Here is a 13,378-nt window from a genome sequence, read left to right as displayed (position 1 = left end):
GCCGGGACCCCGGACGGAGGAGACCGTCTCCGGCGCGCCGGCACCAGGGCCGGTCGGCCCGCGCACCGGGTCACGCTCAGGTCGCCGACCACCCGCTCCACCGCGCCACCTCGACCGTGACCGCCGGGCCCTCCGGCGGGTCCGCGCGGTGCTGGGGGTAGCGCTCCCCCAGCGCCGCGCGGACGCGGGCGAGCAGCGGCTCGGCGTCGGAGACGCTCGCCGTCCCGTCGGCGCGCACCCACCAGAGGGTGCTCCAGTCGTCGTCGTAGTGGTCGACGAGCAGCGACACCGCGGGGTCGTCGTCGACGTTGCGCAGCCGCTTGAGGTCGCGGTGGCGCTTGGGCTTCTGGTCGACGGCCATGAGCACGGTGTCCTGCTCGACCGCGAACACCACGGGCACGAGGTGCGGCTGCCCGTCGCCCGACACCGTGGCCAGACGCGCGACGCGCGCCGCGGCGAACCGGCGGCGCGCGTCGTCGACGTCGAGCGTGGGCATCAGTCGACCAGCGTGGCCAGGTCGTCGAGCTCCTTGAGAACCGTGTCGCGGTCGGCCGAGCTCACCCCGTAGATGGCCCGCTCGAGGCCGATGCGGCGGTAGCCCTCGATCGCCTCCGAGGACGTCTCCGCGCCGAACAGCGACATCGGGATCGGGCCGCGCCCGGCGTCGGCAGCGCGCTGCTGCAGGGCGTTCGCGCGCTGCTCGAACTCGTCGATGTTGTCCGGCCCGACGCGCTGGGGCAGCCAGGCGTCGCCGAAGTCGAGGACGCGGTCCTCGACGCCGGGCCCCATGCCGCCGACGTAGACCGGCGGGTGCGGCTCCTGCAGCGGCTTGGGCCACGCCCAGCTGCGCTCGATGTCCACGAACTCGCCGTGGAACTCGGCCTCCTCCTGGGTCCACAGCGCCTTCATCGCCTTGACCTGCTCGGCCATGAGGCGCATGCGGGTCTTCGGGTTGGTGCCGTGGTCGGCCATCTCCTCGCGGTTCCAGCCGCCGCCGATGCCGAACAGGAAGCGCCCGCCCGACAGGCGGTCGAGGCTCGCGACCTCCTTGGCGGTGTGGATGGTGTCGCGCTGGATGACCAGGCAGATGCCCGTGGCGATCTTCAGCGTCGACGTCGCGGCCGCGGCGGCGGTGAGGGCGACGAACGGGTCGTAGGTGTGGACGTACATCCGCGGCAGGTCACCGCCGCCCGGGTAGGGCGACTGCCGGCTCGTCGGGATGTGGCTGTGCTCGGGGAACCAGAGCGAGTCGAAGCCCCGGTCCTCCACCTCCTTGGCCAGCGTGGCCGGGTCGATGGCGTAGTCCGTCGGGAACATCATGATGCCGTGCTGCACGTGCTGCGGGTTATCCCGGCGACGGCGGTGCCATGCTGGAGCGCGATGGACTCCACCCGCGTCGACCGCTGGCTCTGGGCGGTGCGGCTGACGAAGACTCGCGCCGACGCCGCCGAGGCGTGCCGGGGCGGTCACGTGCGCGTCAACGACACCCCGGCCAAGCCGGCGACGCCGGTCCGGGCGGGCGACACGGTGCGCACGCGCGTCTACGAGATCCCGCGGATCGTCGAGGTCGCCAAGGTCATCGAGAAGCGCGTGGGCGCCCCGGTGGCCGTGACCTGCTACGTCGACCACACCCCGCCGCCACCGCCGCCGGAGGAGCGCCCGGCCGCGGTCGCCGTTCGCGACCGCGGCGCCGGGCGCCCCACCAAGCGCGACCGCCGGATGATCGACGCGCTGCGCGAGGAGGCCGAGTCACGGGGCGGGTGACGGCGCCCCGATGTCGGCGGAGAACGAGCGGGTGGTCAGCCCCCGGCCACCGATCCACGGCTCGAAGCCGGCCTGCACGCTGGTCATGTACCACTCGGGCCTGGCGACGCCGCGGCGCTGGGCGTCGGCGACGAACTGGTCGAGGGGCAGGTCGCGGACCTCGAGCGTCGGCTGCTGGCGCACGTAGCTGATCGTCGGCAGGTCGATGGCGCCGAGCCAGACGTCCCACCGGGCACCGGCGATCGTGACCTCGGCCTTCTTGCTGCCGATCGGCTGGACGCGCGGGGTGTTCTTCAGCCAGATCATCAGCTCGAGGCCGGTCGGGCGCCCGTTGCGCCGCGGCGTCGGGTCCATCCAGAGGTCGTAGGAGACGTTGTAGTCGCCGGTCGGGGGCACCGAGACCGCCCACGAGGAGCGCAGCCCGGCGAGCTCGGAGACCCGCTTCGGGAAGGGCGTGCCCTTCGTGCAGTTGCCGTAGTTGCAGCCCCACACCATCGACGGGTACGAGGCGGGCCCGCTCTCCTTGCGGTGGTCGGCCGGGTCGACGACGAAGCCGGTGTCGAAGGCCGTGATGCACTGCGGGGTGTCCGCGCCCCAGACGTTGTTCTGGGCCTCGTAGCGCCCGCCGGCCACCGGCGTGGACTCGGTCTTGCCGCAGACCCGCTTGCCCTCGACACGGGGGGTGCCCGGGTCGGTGGCCAGCGCCGGACTGCCCCCCACCAGCATCGCGAGCACGGCGAGGACCGCCACGACCACACCGCTCATCGCCCGCTTCTGACCGTTCATCCGCCGCCGCCCTCGCCGCTCGACCGTTCGTCGCGCTGAAACGTACGGTGAGCGTGTGGGTGACGACAGGTCGTCTCCCCCGTTCGGGACGGTCAGACCCCGTTCCGGGTGAGGGCGAAGGCGTCGGTCGCGAGGCCCTCGCCGCCGATCCAGGGCTCGAAGCCGGCCTGGATGTTGGTGAGGAACCAGGTCGGCTCGACGACCCCGCGCTCCGTCGCCTCGGTGACGAACTCGCTGACGGGCAGGTCGATCACGGTCGTCGTCGGCTCCGCGCGCACGTAGGAGATGACCGGCGTGCCGTGGTTCTCCCCCGTCCACACCTCCCAGTCCGCGCCGGCGATCCCGACGGTCGCGCGGCGGGACCCGATGGGCTGGACGCGGTCGGTGCGGTCGAGCCAGATCATCAGCTCGGCACCGGTGTTGGCGCCCTCGCGTCGCGGGGTCGGGTCGAGCCACACGTCGTAGGCGACGTTGAAGTCCCCGCGCCGGGGCACGGTGACCGCCCAGCTCGAACGGATGTCGCCCATCTCCGCCAGGGGCAGCGGGTAGGGCGAGTCGCGGGTGCACGTGCCGTAGTTGCAGCCGACGACGATCGAGGGGTAGGCGGCCGGCCCGGAGTCCTTGTCGTGACGCGCGGAGACGACGAAGCCGGTGTCGAAAGCCGTGGTGCACTGGGGCGTGTCGGCGCCCCAGGCGTTGTTCTGGACCTCGTAGCGCCCGCCCGCGACCGGCACCGACTCGGTCTTCCCGCAGATCCGCGGGCCCTCCTGCGGGCCTTCGACGGGTAGGGGCGCGAGCACGCCGCGCGTGGGGTCGCCGGTGCCCGCCGGGGCGGCGGCGGACGGGGTCGCGGGGGCCGGCGACGGCTCGCCGGTCCCGCCGGTGCAGCCGGTGCCGCCGCACCCGACGGCCACGAGCGCGAGCGCGGCCAGGAGCGCGGCGACCGGTCGCCGCGATCGTGTGTCCCCCATACGGGCGAGGCTAGCGAGTGGCCCCCGATGCCCCGAACCGGGTCGCGAGCACCGCCTCGAGCCCCGTCCCGTGCGCGGCGAGGGCGTCGCGGACGTCCGCGGGCGGCGCCTCCCCGCGGATCACGGCGGCGGCGAGGGCGGCGGCGGCCGGCGCGGTCTCGATGCCCGAGCCGCCCTGCCCGGCGTACAGGTGCAGGCCGGGGTGCTCGGGACGGTCGCCGATCACGAGCGCGCGGTCGGGGGCGAAGGTGCGCAGGCCCGTCCAGCTCGTCGCGACCGAGCGCAGACCCAGGGTGGTGACGGCGTTGACGGTCTCGAGCGCACGGGCGACGTCGAGCTCGTCGGGGCGCGGGTCGCCGGGCTCGGCGGGGGTCTCCTCGGACGGGGAGACGAGCAGGTGCTCGCCCTCGGGCTTGGCGTACCAGCGCTCGCCGGCCGACACGACGAACGGGTCGTCGCGGCGCACCGGCGCCCCGTCGGGGAGGCGCACGACGGCGATCGTGCGCCGCAGCGGGCGCAGGCCGACCGGGGCGGCGCCGGCGAGGGCGAGCAGGGTGTCGGTCCAGGCGCCGGCGGCGAGCACGACGGTGCCGGCGGCGAGCTGCTCGTCGCCGAGCCCCACGCGCCAGCCCGTCGCCGTCGCCCGGAGCGAGGTGACCGGGGAGCCCGTCCGGATCTCGCCGCCGCGGGCGCGCAGGGTGCGGCGGTAGTGCTGGTGCAGGCCGAGCGGGTCGGCGTCCTGGGCGTCCTCGACGACCCCGGCGGCGCGCAGGACGTCGGGGCGCAGCGCGGGCCATCGGGCGACGGCCTCGTCGGGGGTCAGCTCGTCGACCGCGTCGAGTCCCAGCAGCTCCTCGCGCAGGGTCCGCTCCTCGGCCTCGTCGTGGGCGACGTGGAGCACGGGGCGCGGGCGCAGGAACGGGTGGCCGGCCTCGTCGGCGAGTGCGGCGAACCGGTCCTTCGAGGCCGCGATCAGCGCCCGGCCCGGCGGCGCGCCGTGGCCGGGGATGTAGCTCGCGGCCGAGCGGCCGGTGGTGTGCCGGGCGAGCTCGGTCTCCCCCTCGACGAGCAGGACCGACGCGTCGCGGGCGAGCTCCGCCGCCACCGACATCCCGGCGATCCCGCCACCCACCACGACCGTGTGTGAGCACTTTCCGGCGCTATAGGGCATGAAAGTACTCACGTACGGAGGTCGAGCCCGAGGTCGAGGACCGGGGCGGAGTGGGTGAGGGCGCCGACGGCGAGGAAGTCGACGCCGGCCGCGGCGTGGGCGGCCCCGACGTCGAGGGTGAGCCCGCCGGAGACCTCGAGGCCGGTGTCCGGGGCGCGACGGTCCCGCCGGGCGACCGCCGCGGCCGACTCGGCCGGCGTGACGTTGTCGAGCAGGACGAGCTCGACCCCGAGGCCGAGCACCTCGTCGAGCTCGTCGAGGGAGTCGACCTCGACCTCGCACGGCAGGTCTGGGGCGGCCCGACGCGCCGCCGCCAGCGCCGCCGTGACCGAGCCCGCCGCGGCGACGTGGTTGTCCTTGATGAGGACCGCGTCGCCCAGCGACATCCGGTGGTTCACCCCGCCACCGCAGCGCACCGCGTACTTCTGCAGGGCGCGCAGCCCCGGGACGGTCTTGCGGGTGTCGCGGATGCGCGCGCGGGTGCCGGCGACGGCGTCGACCCAGGCCGCGGTGGCCGTCGCGACCCCGGAGAGCTGCGAGAGCAGGTTGAGCGCGGTCCGCTCGGCGGTCAGCAGGGTCCGCAGCGGCGCGCGGACGGCGAGGGCGACGTCGCCGGGGACGAGGCGGTCACCGTCGGCGCGGGCGTCGAGCACCTCCAGCTCGGGCCCGCACACCCGCTCGAGCACCCGCACCGCCACCCCGACGCCCGCGAGCGTCCCGGCCGGGCGCGTGCGGAACTCGCCGACCGCGACCGCGCCCTCGGGCACGCACGCGGTGGTGGTGACGTCGGGGCCGTCGCGCAGGTCCTCGTCGAGGGCGCGGGCGACGACGGCGTCGACCTCGGCCGGGTCGAGGGTCACCGGGAGCGCCGTGGTCGTGGCGGTCATGCCGCACCTCCGTGGCGGGCGTCGGTGGTGCCGACGTGCAGGCGCTCGCCCTCGAGGGCGACCGCGGACGAGGCGCGCTGCCAGTGGTCGTCGGTCCGGGGGTGGTCGGCGCGGACGTGGCAGCCGCGGGTCTCGGTGCGCGACCCGGCGGCGGCGAGCAGGGCGTGGGCGGCGAGGGTCAGCGCGGCGTCCTCGACGTCGGCGCGGGTCCGCGGGACGCGCGCGGTGCTCGCGGCCTCGACGGCATCGGAGGCGGCGGCGAGGCCGGCGGCGTCGCGGCCGATCGCCGCGCCGCGCGTCATCGCCGCCTGCAGCCCGGCGCGGTCGGCGATCGGGAGGGGCACGGCGGCCGGGGCGGTGGGCGCGGCGAGGCGCCGCGGGCCGGTGAGGCCGCGGACGACGTCCTCCGCGGCGCGCCGGCCCATGACCAGGCCCTCGAGCAGGCTGTTCGAGGCGAGCCGGTTGGCGCCGTGCAGGCCGGTGCGGGCGACCTCGCCGGCGGCCCAGAGCCCGGGCACCCCGGTGCGGCCGCGGACGTCGGTGACCACCCCGCCGCACGAATAGTGCGCGGCCGGGCGGACCGGGACGGGGTCGCGCGCGAGGTCGACGCCGATCGCGGCGCAGGCGGCGGCGACGGTCGGGAAGCGCGCGGCGACGTCGGGGACCCCGGTGGCGTCGAGCCAGACGTGCTCGGCCCCGAGCTCCGCGAGCCGCCGGGTGATCGCGGCCGCGACGACGTCGCGGGGCGCGAGGTCGCCGAGCGGGTGGACGCCGGCGGTCACCGAGCGCCCGCTCGTGTCCCGCAGCACCGCGCCCTCGCCGCGCAGCGCCTCGGTGACCAGTGGCGCGCGCCCCTTCCCGGCGTCCGGCACGTGCAGCGCCGTCGGGTGGAACTGCACGAACTCGACGTCGGCGAGCGACGCCCCGGCGCGCAGGGCCAGCGCCCAGCCGTCGGCGGTGGCGACCGCGGGATTCGTGGTCGTCTCGTAGAGCGCGCCGACACCGCCGGTCGCGAGCAGCACCGCGGGCGCGGCGAGGAGGCCCGCGCGCCCCTCCTCGTCGCGGACCTCGAGGCCCGCGACGGCGCCGTCGGGGCCGGTGAGCACGGCGGACGCGGCGTGGCCGGGGAGCACGACGATCTCCGCGCGCCGCGTCGCCGCGAGCAGCGCGCGCTCGACCTCGGCGCCCGTGGCGTCGCCGCCGGCGTGCACGACCCGCAGCGCGGAGTGCCCGCCCTCGCGGGTGCGGGCGAGGCCGTCGGGCCCGCCGTCGAACACCGCGCCCTCACCTCGCAGGTCGGCGACCGCCGCGGGGCCGGCGGCGAGGATCGTGCCCGCCGCGGCGGCGTCGACGAGTCCCCCGCCGGCGGCGACGGTGTCGGCGAGGTGGGCCGCGACCGAGTCGCCCGTGATGTCACCGAGCACCACCGCGATGCCCCCCTGGGCCCACCGGGTGCTGCCGGCGTCCGGGGCGTCCTTGGTGGCGACGACCACCCGCAGACCGGCCCGCGCCGCGGTGAGCGCGGCGGTGAGGCCGGCGACGCCCGACCCGACGACGACGAGGTCGGCCGCCGTCTCCCAGCGGGTCACTCCCCGCCCCCGGGCTGCCCGATCTCGATCATCCGCTGGACCGCGCCGCGCGCCCGCGCGGCGGTCGCGGCGTCGACGTGCACCTCGTCGCGGCCCTCGCGCAGCGCCCGCGTCAGGGCGCCCGCAGTGATCATCTTCATGTAGCCGCAGGCGGCGCGCTCGTTGACCGGACGGAAGTCGACGTCGGGGTTGGCGCGGCGCAGCTGGTGGAGCATGCCGACCTCGGTGGCGACGAGCACGCTCTGCTTGGTGGTGTTCTTGGCGGCGTCGAGCATCCCACCCGTCGAGAGGATGTGGACCTGCTCGGCGGGCACCGCGCCCGCCCCGGTGAGGTAGAGCGCGCTGGTGGCGCAGCCGCACTCGGGGTGCACGAACAGGTCGGCGTCGGGGTCGGCCCGGGCCTGCGCGGAGAGCTCGGCGCCGTTGATGCCGGCGTGGACGTGGCACTCGCCGGCCCAGACGTGCAGGTTCTCCCGCCCGGTGACCCGCTTGACGTGGGCGCCGAGGAACTGGTCGGGCAGGAAGAGCACCTCGCGGTCGGCGTCGATGCTCTCGACCACCTCGACCGCGTTCGACGACGTGGCGCAGACGTCCGTCTCGGCCTTCACCGCGGCGGTGGTGTTGACGTAGCTGACGACGACCGCACCCGGGTGCTCGGCCTTCCAGGCGCGCAGCTCGTCGGCGGTGATCGAGTCGGCGAGGCTGCAGCCGGCGCGCGCGTCCGGGATGAGGACGGTCTTCTCCGGCGCGAGGATCTTCGCGGTCTCGGCCATGAAGTGGACGCCGCAGAAGACGATCGTGCTCGCGTCGCTGGCCGCGGCGATGCGGGAGAGGGCGAGCGAGTCGCCGGTGTGGTCGGCGACGTCCTGGATCTCCGGGCGCTGGTAGTTGTGCGCGAGCACCACGGCGTCGCGCTCGCGGGCGAGCCGGCGGACCTCCTCGGCCCAGCCGGGACCCGCGGCCAGGGGCTCGACGAGGTCGGTGGGCGGGGCGTGGAGGCCCGCCTCGTCCGTCGTCTCCGTGCCGCGCAGGACGGTCATCGCCGTCTCCTCCCCCGGTGGCCGCGCCATCCTCGGCGCGGTCCGGTTCGCTCGACTAGTTTTCGCCTCGTGGTCGAAAACGTGCCCCGACCGTACCCCCACGCGGCGCGGCGACGCCACCCCTCGTCACGCGGGGTGGCGAGCACCACCTGCCCGCTCGCGAGGATGTGGCTTTCCTGGCGATGAGTGCGAGCGATGCCGCATCGCTCGCACCCCCTACGATCACGCTCCGTGGACGACGAGGGCGCGGGGGGCGCGGGGAGGTTCGCCCACGACGTGCTGGCGGTGGTCCTGCGGATCATCGAGCCGGTGCCGAGCGTCCTGCTCTGGCAGCGCGCCCGCGAGCCGCACCTCGGGCGCTGGGCCCTGCCCGGCGGGCGGCTGGGCGCCGACGAGGACGTCGAGGCGTCGGTGCGCCGCCACCTGGCCGAGAAGGTCGATCTCGCCGAGGTGGCCCACGTCGAGCAGCTCGGCGTGTTCTCCGACCCCCACCGCGGCCCGCCCCCGCGCCGGGTCGCCACAGCGTTCCTGGGGCTCGTGCCCACCGACGCCGACCCCGCCGTCCCCGACGACACCGCCTGGCACCGCGTCGACCGCCTGCCCCCGACGGCCTTCGACCACGGCGCCATCACCCGCGACGGCCTCGACCGCCTGCGCGCCAAGCTCTCGTACACGAACATCGGGTTCGCGCTCGCGCCCGACGCGTTCACCGTCTCCGAGCTGCGCGACCTCTACGCCGCCGCGCTCGGGCACCGCGTCTCCGCGACCAACCTGCAGCGCGTGCTCACCCGCCGCGGCGTGCTCGTCCCCACCGGCGCGACCGCCGCGTCGGGGCCCGCCGGCGGACGGCCGGCCGCGGTCTTCCGCTTCTCCGAGCACGTGCTGCGCGTGACCGACCCCTTCGCCGCGCTGCGCCCACCGGGCGACACGGGCTGAGCAGGGGGTTCGCGTCCACCCGGCGGGGTACGCCCCGGAGTCGTAGCGTGGGCGACGTGGTCGAGACGCTGCCCCTGTTCCCCCTGGGGACCGTGCTGCTGCCGGGCGCGTCGCTGCCACTGCACATCTTCGAGCCGCGCTACCGGCAGCTGACCATCGACCTGGTCACCGGCACGCTCCCGGGCAAGCAGTTCGGCGTCGTCGCCGTGCGCGAGGGGTGGAGCCCGGACGACGGCCGCGAGGGCCTGCACGACGTCGGGTGCACCGCGACGCTGCGTGAGGTCCGCCGCCTGCCCGACGGCCGCTTCGACATCCAGACCACCGGCGACCGGCGCTTCCGGCTCATCGACGTCGACGACCGCGCGGCCCCCTACCTCGTGGGAGGAGTCGAGTGGCTGCCCGACGACGAGGGCGACGACGAGACCGACCTCGCGCCGCTCGCGATGGCCGCCCGCGCCGCGCACCGTCGCTACTGCACCACCGCGTGGCGCCAGCAGGGCGGCGGCGACGGCGAGATGCCCGCCGAGCTGTCCGAGGAGCCGGCGCCCGACGTCGCCGACCCCGAGCTCGCCCACATCCTCGCCGGCGACTGCCTGCTCCCCCTCGTCGACCGCCAGGAGCTGCTCGAGGAGACCTGCCCGATGGAGCGCCTGCAGCTCGTCCGGCGGTCGATGACCCGCGAGGCCGTGCTGCTCGGCGAGCTGCGCGCGGTGTGGGCGCCGTCGGTGAAGTACGCCGTCGAGCACAGCCTCAACTAAGGGCCCGGGGAGCCCGGTCGATGAGCCTGCCCGTGCCCGTCCTGGAGTTCCTGGCCCACGTCGAGGTCGAGCTCGGCGAGCTGCTCGACCTCGGGACCACCGACGCGGGCCACCGGCGGGTCGTCCCCATCGTCGGCGGCACCGTGACCGGCGAGCGCTTCTCCGGCGTCGTCGTCTCGGGTGGGGCGGACTGGCAGGTGGTCCAGGACGACGGCGCGGTGGTCGTCGACACGCGCTACACGCTGCGGGCCGACGACGGCGCGCTGGTGGGAATCCGCACCGCCGGGGTGCGCTCCGGCCCGCCCGCCGTGCTCGCCGCGCTGGCCCGCGGCGAGGACGCCGACCCCTCGACGTACTACTTCCGCGTCGCCGCGACGTTCGAGACCTCGGCGCCGCGGTACCGGTGGATGACCCGCGTCGTGACGGTGGCGACGGCGCGGCGCGCCCCCTCCGCGGTCGTCTACGACGCCTACACGGTCGGCTGACCGCCGACTCGGGTCAGCGCCGCCAGCACCCGCCGGTAGGCCTCCGCCGCCGGGTCGACGAGCCCCGCGGGTGCCCACTCGTCGGTGACGTGGCACTGCTCGGGCTCGCCGGGGCCGCAGACGATCGTGTCCGCGCCCCCGAGCGCACCGGCGAGCACGCTCGCGTCGGTGAAGTAGGTCGCGTACTGGAACTCACCCCGCCCACCCGCGCCACCCAGCAGCTCCACCGCGCGCGTGACCCGCGCCGGGTCGGTGTCGACGAGCGGCAGCTCGACGAGCCGCTCGGTCTCGACGGGGACCCCGGCCAGGCCGACGACGGTCGCCTCGGCGGCGTCGGCGGTGTCGCCGGGCACGAGGCGCAGGTCGACGGTGAGCGCGGCACGGTCGGGGACGACGTTGGGCTGGACGCCGGCGCGCATCATGCCGACGTTGGCGGTGGTCGCGCCGTGGGTCGAGCTGGTCGGCCAGGCGTCGTGCTCGTGGATCCGGACGGCGGCGCGGGCGAGGTCGACCAGCGCGTTGTGCCCGAGGTCGGGGCGCGAGCCGTGCGCCGGCACCCCGCGGGCGTGCAGCACCAGCCAGAGCACGCCCTTGTGCCCGAGCACCACGCGGTTCGCGGTCGGCTCGGCCACCAGCAGCGTGCCCGACGGGCGCAGCGCGTCGGCCGGGAGCTCGCGGGCGCCCTCGCAGCCGGTCTCCTCGCCGAACGTCAGCACGACCTGCACCCCGGTCCCGCCGGCGCGCACGTGCTCGGCGGCCGCGACGACGGCGGCGGCCACCCCGGCCTTCATGTCGCTCGACCCGCGCCCGCGCAGGCGCCCGTCGACGACGTCGCCGGCGAGCGGGTCGAACGACCACACCGCCTCGTCGGCGGGGACGGTGTCGAGGTGCCCGGTGAGCGTCACCGGGGTCTCGTCGCCGTGGTGGGCGACGAGGTTCGCGCGCCCGGGCCGCGTCTCGTGGATCGCCACGGTGAGCCCGGCGTCCTCGAGACGGTTCGCGACGAGGTCCGCGGCGACCCGCTCCCCGCGGCCGCGGGTGTCGAGGCGGACCAGCTCGCACGCCAGGTCGAGAGCGGCCGTCGAGTGGGTCATGCGGGGTCCCTCCCCATGTCCTCGTGGCCGTCGACGATCGCGGCCAGCACGTAGGACAGCGCCGCGCCCAGGCCCGCGACCAGCGCGATCCACCATGGCCCGGGCGACGGCGGCAGGCTCGTCAGCACGGCGGGCACCGGCGCGCCGGGGACGCCGGCGGGGCCGATCGCGGCGGGGTCGACGAGCACCGGCACCGGGGACGCCGCCCACGCCAGCATCGCGCCGACGCGCCCGCAGAGCCAGCCGCCGACCAGCGCACCGGCCACCAGCGACACGAGCACGACCGGCCCCCGCCGGTGGCGGCGGCGCCACGCCACGGCCCCGGCGATCACCCCGTACGACGCGACGAGCAGCAGGTGGATCGCGACGGCGTCGAAGGCGTGGTCGGCCTCCCCCGCGGGCGACCCGCTGCCCCCGCCGGGCAGGGCCACGACGTGCACGACCGGCGCCAGCAGTGCCCACAGCGCGCCGAGCGGGAGCCCGACGACGGCGAGGATCGCGCCCAGGCGCAGGGCGGCGGGCAGGTCGTCGCGCAGCTCGGCCCGCTCGAGCCGGCCGGAGGGCTCGGTGGGGAGGAAGTCGTCGTCGAGCGCCGTCATGGCCGGAAGCCGTGGGTGCCCGCCGACTCGCCGTGCCGGCTGCAGCGCGCGGTCCAGCCCACGGGGTCGACCTGCACGACCATCCGGCGGGCGCACACCGGGCAGTGCCGCGGCGGGTCGACGGTGGCGAGCCGCCGCTCGCAGGCGGTGTGGTCGCCCTCGGCCCGCGGGGCGCCGCACCAGGCGCAGAAGGGCCGCTCGGCGTTGTCCGCGGCGGTCGCGGGGTCCGCCGGCGGCTCCACGACGGCGCTCACAACGTGTCGTTCAGGGCCTTGATCGGCATCTTGAGGGTCTCGAGCATGTCGAGGTCCTGCTCGGCCGGGCGCCCGAGGTTGGTCAGGTAGTTGCCGACGATGATCGCGTTGACCCCGCCGAGCATGCCCTGCTCCGCGCCGAGGTCGCCGAGGGTCAGCTCGCGGCCGCCGGCGAAGCGCAGCACCGTGCGCGGCAGCGCGAGGCGGAACGCCGCCACGGTCATCAGCGCGTCGGCGCCCTGGGGCACCTCGAGGTGCGCGAACGGCGTGCCGGGGTTGGGGATGAGGAAGTTCAGCGGGACCTCGTCGGGCTCGAGCTCGGCGAGCTGCACCGCGAACTCCGCGCGCTGCTCGAGCGTCTCCCCCATGCCCACGATGCCGCCGCAGCAGACCTCCATGCCCGCCGCGCGCACCATCTGCAGGGTCTCCCAGCGCTCCTCCCAGGAGTGCGTGGTGACGACCTCCGGGAAGTGGCTGCGGGCGGTCTCGAGGTTGTGGTTGTAGCGGTGCACGCCCATCGCGGCGAGCTCGTCGACCTGGGCCTGGGTCAGCATCCCCAGCGAGCAGGCGACGTTGATGTCGACCTCGGCGCGGATCGCGGCGATCCCCGCGCGGACCTGCTCCATGAGCTTCGCGTCCGGCCCGCGCACGGCGGCGACGATGCAGAACTCCGTGGCCCCGGTCTTGGCGGTCTGCTTGGCCGCCTCGACCAGCCGGTCGACGTCCAGCCACGCAGCACGCACCGGGGAGTCGAACAGGCCCGACTGCGAGCAGAAGTGGCAGTCCTCGGGGCAGCCGCCGGTCTTGAGCGACACGATGCCCTCGACCTCGACCTCCGGCCCGCAGTGGCGCATCCGCACCTCGTGGGCCAGCCCGAGGGCCTCGGACAACCGCTCGGTCGGCAGCTCCAGCACGGCCAGGACCTGCTCCTGCGAGAGGCCCTCGCCCCGCTCGAGCACCTGCTCGCGGGCCACGGCGAGGATGTCCCCGCCGGCGTCCTGCGGGGTGGTGCTGGGATCGACGGCCGTCACGCACGGCTCCCTT

The 13,378-nt window shown here is 76.0% G+C and carries 16 protein-coding genes; 4 read left to right on the top strand and 12 right to left on the bottom strand.

The genetic code is table 11. From position 1 onward, the window contains the following. Positions 1-76: 76 nt before the first annotated feature. Complete coding sequence (locus tag ACYX4T_RS03460; protein ID WP_476013184.1) at positions 77-496, bottom strand: TIGR03668 family PPOX class F420-dependent oxidoreductase; 420 nt, start codon at positions 494-496, stop codon at positions 77-79. Further along, positions 496-1,335: an LLM class F420-dependent oxidoreductase gene (locus ACYX4T_RS03455; protein ID WP_476013183.1), complete on the bottom strand. Its 840-nt coding sequence runs from the start codon at positions 1,333-1,335 to the stop codon at positions 496-498. Before ACYX4T_RS03455 ends, ACYX4T_RS03460 begins: the two co-directional genes overlap by 1 nt. Before the next feature lie 45 nt (positions 1,336-1,380). Between ACYX4T_RS03455 and ACYX4T_RS03450 the strand changes: the two genes are divergently transcribed. Then, the gene (locus ACYX4T_RS03450; protein WP_476013182.1) at positions 1,381-1,764 is read left to right on the top strand and encodes an RNA-binding S4 domain-containing protein; all 384 of its coding nucleotides are present in this window, start codon (positions 1,381-1,383) and stop codon (positions 1,762-1,764) included. On the opposite strand, the gene ACYX4T_RS03445 is transcribed toward ACYX4T_RS03450, so the two are convergent. The 6 genes from ACYX4T_RS03445 to nadA form a co-directional block, all read right to left on the bottom strand. Next, a complete protein-coding gene (locus ACYX4T_RS03445; protein WP_476013181.1) occupies positions 1,750-2,529 on the bottom strand; it encodes a GH12 family glycosyl hydrolase domain-containing protein in 780 nt (259 codons plus the stop codon). The two genes, ACYX4T_RS03450 and ACYX4T_RS03445, sit on opposite strands and share 15 nt — an antisense overlap. A 113-nt stretch (positions 2,530-2,642) precedes the next feature. Further along, positions 2,643-3,521: a GH12 family glycosyl hydrolase domain-containing protein gene (locus ACYX4T_RS03440; RefSeq protein WP_476013180.1), complete on the bottom strand. Its 879-nt coding sequence runs from the start codon at positions 3,519-3,521 to the stop codon at positions 2,643-2,645. Positions 3,522-3,531: 10 nt separating this feature from the next. Then, positions 3,532-4,653 carry an NAD(P)/FAD-dependent oxidoreductase gene (locus ACYX4T_RS03435; protein WP_476013179.1) on the bottom strand — a complete coding sequence of 374 codons (1,122 nt, stop codon included), beginning with the start codon at positions 4,651-4,653 and terminating at the stop codon, positions 3,532-3,534. A 47-nt stretch (positions 4,654-4,700) separates the two neighbouring features. Continuing rightward, positions 4,701-5,579, bottom strand: coding sequence for a carboxylating nicotinate-nucleotide diphosphorylase (nadC, locus tag ACYX4T_RS03430; RefSeq protein WP_476013178.1), 879 nt, complete (start codon positions 5,577-5,579; stop codon positions 4,701-4,703). Beyond that, positions 5,576-7,168 carry an L-aspartate oxidase gene (locus tag ACYX4T_RS03425; RefSeq protein WP_476013177.1) on the bottom strand — a complete coding sequence of 531 codons (1,593 nt, stop codon included), beginning with the start codon at positions 7,166-7,168 and terminating at the stop codon, positions 5,576-5,578. Before ACYX4T_RS03425 ends, nadC begins: the two co-directional genes overlap by 4 nt. After that, positions 7,165-8,208, bottom strand: coding sequence for a quinolinate synthase NadA (nadA, locus tag ACYX4T_RS03420; RefSeq protein ID WP_476013176.1), 1,044 nt, complete (start codon positions 8,206-8,208; stop codon positions 7,165-7,167). The genes ACYX4T_RS03425 and nadA overlap by 4 nt, the downstream gene beginning before the upstream one ends. Positions 8,209-8,439: 231 nt before the next feature. Between nadA and ACYX4T_RS03415 the strand changes: the two genes are divergently transcribed. From ACYX4T_RS03415 to ACYX4T_RS03405, 3 genes are read left to right on the top strand one after another with little or no spacing between them, the layout of a single operon-like run. Then, on the top strand, positions 8,440-9,144 hold the full coding sequence (locus ACYX4T_RS03415; RefSeq protein WP_476013175.1) for an NUDIX hydrolase: 705 nt from the start codon (positions 8,440-8,442) through the stop codon (positions 9,142-9,144). Positions 9,145-9,191: 47 nt separating this feature from the next. Then, positions 9,192-9,902 (top strand): LON peptidase substrate-binding domain-containing protein, encoded by a 711-nt coding sequence (locus tag ACYX4T_RS03410; protein WP_476013174.1) that lies wholly within the window; start codon positions 9,192-9,194, stop codon positions 9,900-9,902. Positions 9,903-9,922: 20 nt separating this feature from the next. Next, entirely contained in the window at positions 9,923-10,387 is a 465-nt protein-coding gene (locus ACYX4T_RS03405; protein ID WP_476013173.1) for a DUF3237 domain-containing protein, read from the top strand. On the opposite strand, the gene ACYX4T_RS03400 is transcribed toward ACYX4T_RS03405, so the two are convergent. From ACYX4T_RS03400 to bioB, 4 genes are read right to left on the bottom strand one after another with little or no spacing between them, the layout of a single operon-like run. Beyond that, complete coding sequence (locus ACYX4T_RS03400) at positions 10,372-11,481, bottom strand: M20 family metallopeptidase (protein WP_476013172.1); 1,110 nt, start codon at positions 11,479-11,481, stop codon at positions 10,372-10,374. The genes ACYX4T_RS03405 and ACYX4T_RS03400 overlap by 16 nt on opposite strands. Beyond that, positions 11,478-12,080: a DUF2567 domain-containing protein gene (locus ACYX4T_RS03395; RefSeq protein ID WP_476013171.1), complete on the bottom strand. Its 603-nt coding sequence runs from the start codon at positions 12,078-12,080 to the stop codon at positions 11,478-11,480. The genes ACYX4T_RS03400 and ACYX4T_RS03395 overlap by 4 nt, the downstream gene beginning before the upstream one ends. Beyond that, entirely contained in the window at positions 12,077-12,334 is a 258-nt protein-coding gene (gene bsaP / locus ACYX4T_RS03390) for a biotin synthase auxiliary protein BsaP (RefSeq protein WP_476013170.1), read from the bottom strand. The genes ACYX4T_RS03395 and bsaP overlap by 4 nt, the downstream gene beginning before the upstream one ends. Next, positions 12,331-13,365: a biotin synthase BioB gene (gene bioB, locus ACYX4T_RS03385; RefSeq protein ID WP_476013169.1), complete on the bottom strand. Its 1,035-nt coding sequence runs from the start codon at positions 13,363-13,365 to the stop codon at positions 12,331-12,333. Before bioB ends, bsaP begins: the two co-directional genes overlap by 4 nt. Positions 13,366-13,378 lie beyond the last annotated feature (13 nt).

It is taken from the genome of Actinomycetospora sp. ABD4_176, assembly GCF_056311855.1.
The sequence above is the reverse complement of the archived record's forward strand: the minus strand, read 5'-3'. Positions and strand labels throughout refer to the sequence as shown.

Coding starts and splice junctions, on each gene's coding strand:
- ACYX4T_RS03405 (WP_476013173.1), top strand. CDS start 9,923: ATGAGCCTGCCCGTGCCCGTCCTGGAGTTCCTGGCCCACGTCGAGGTC.
- ACYX4T_RS03450 (WP_476013182.1), top strand. CDS start 1,381: ATGGACTCCACCCGCGTCGACCGCTGGCTCTGGGCGGTGCGGCTGACG.
- ACYX4T_RS03445 (WP_476013181.1), bottom strand. CDS start 2,529: ATGAGCGGTGTGGTCGTGGCGGTCCTCGCCGTGCTCGCGATGCTGGTG.
- ACYX4T_RS03395 (WP_476013171.1), bottom strand. CDS start 12,080: ATGACGGCGCTCGACGACGACTTCCTCCCCACCGAGCCCTCCGGCCGG.
- ACYX4T_RS03400 (WP_476013172.1), bottom strand. CDS start 11,481: ATGACCCACTCGACGGCCGCTCTCGACCTGGCGTGCGAGCTGGTCCGC.
- ACYX4T_RS03440 (WP_476013180.1), bottom strand. CDS start 3,521: ATGGGGGACACACGATCGCGGCGACCGGTCGCCGCGCTCCTGGCCGCG.
- nadC (WP_476013178.1), bottom strand. CDS start 5,579: ATGACCGCCACGACCACGGCGCTCCCGGTGACCCTCGACCCGGCCGAG.
- nadA (WP_476013176.1), bottom strand. CDS start 8,208: ATGACCGTCCTGCGCGGCACGGAGACGACGGACGAGGCGGGCCTCCAC.
- ACYX4T_RS03460 (WP_476013184.1), bottom strand. CDS start 496: ATGCCCACGCTCGACGTCGACGACGCGCGCCGCCGGTTCGCCGCGGCG.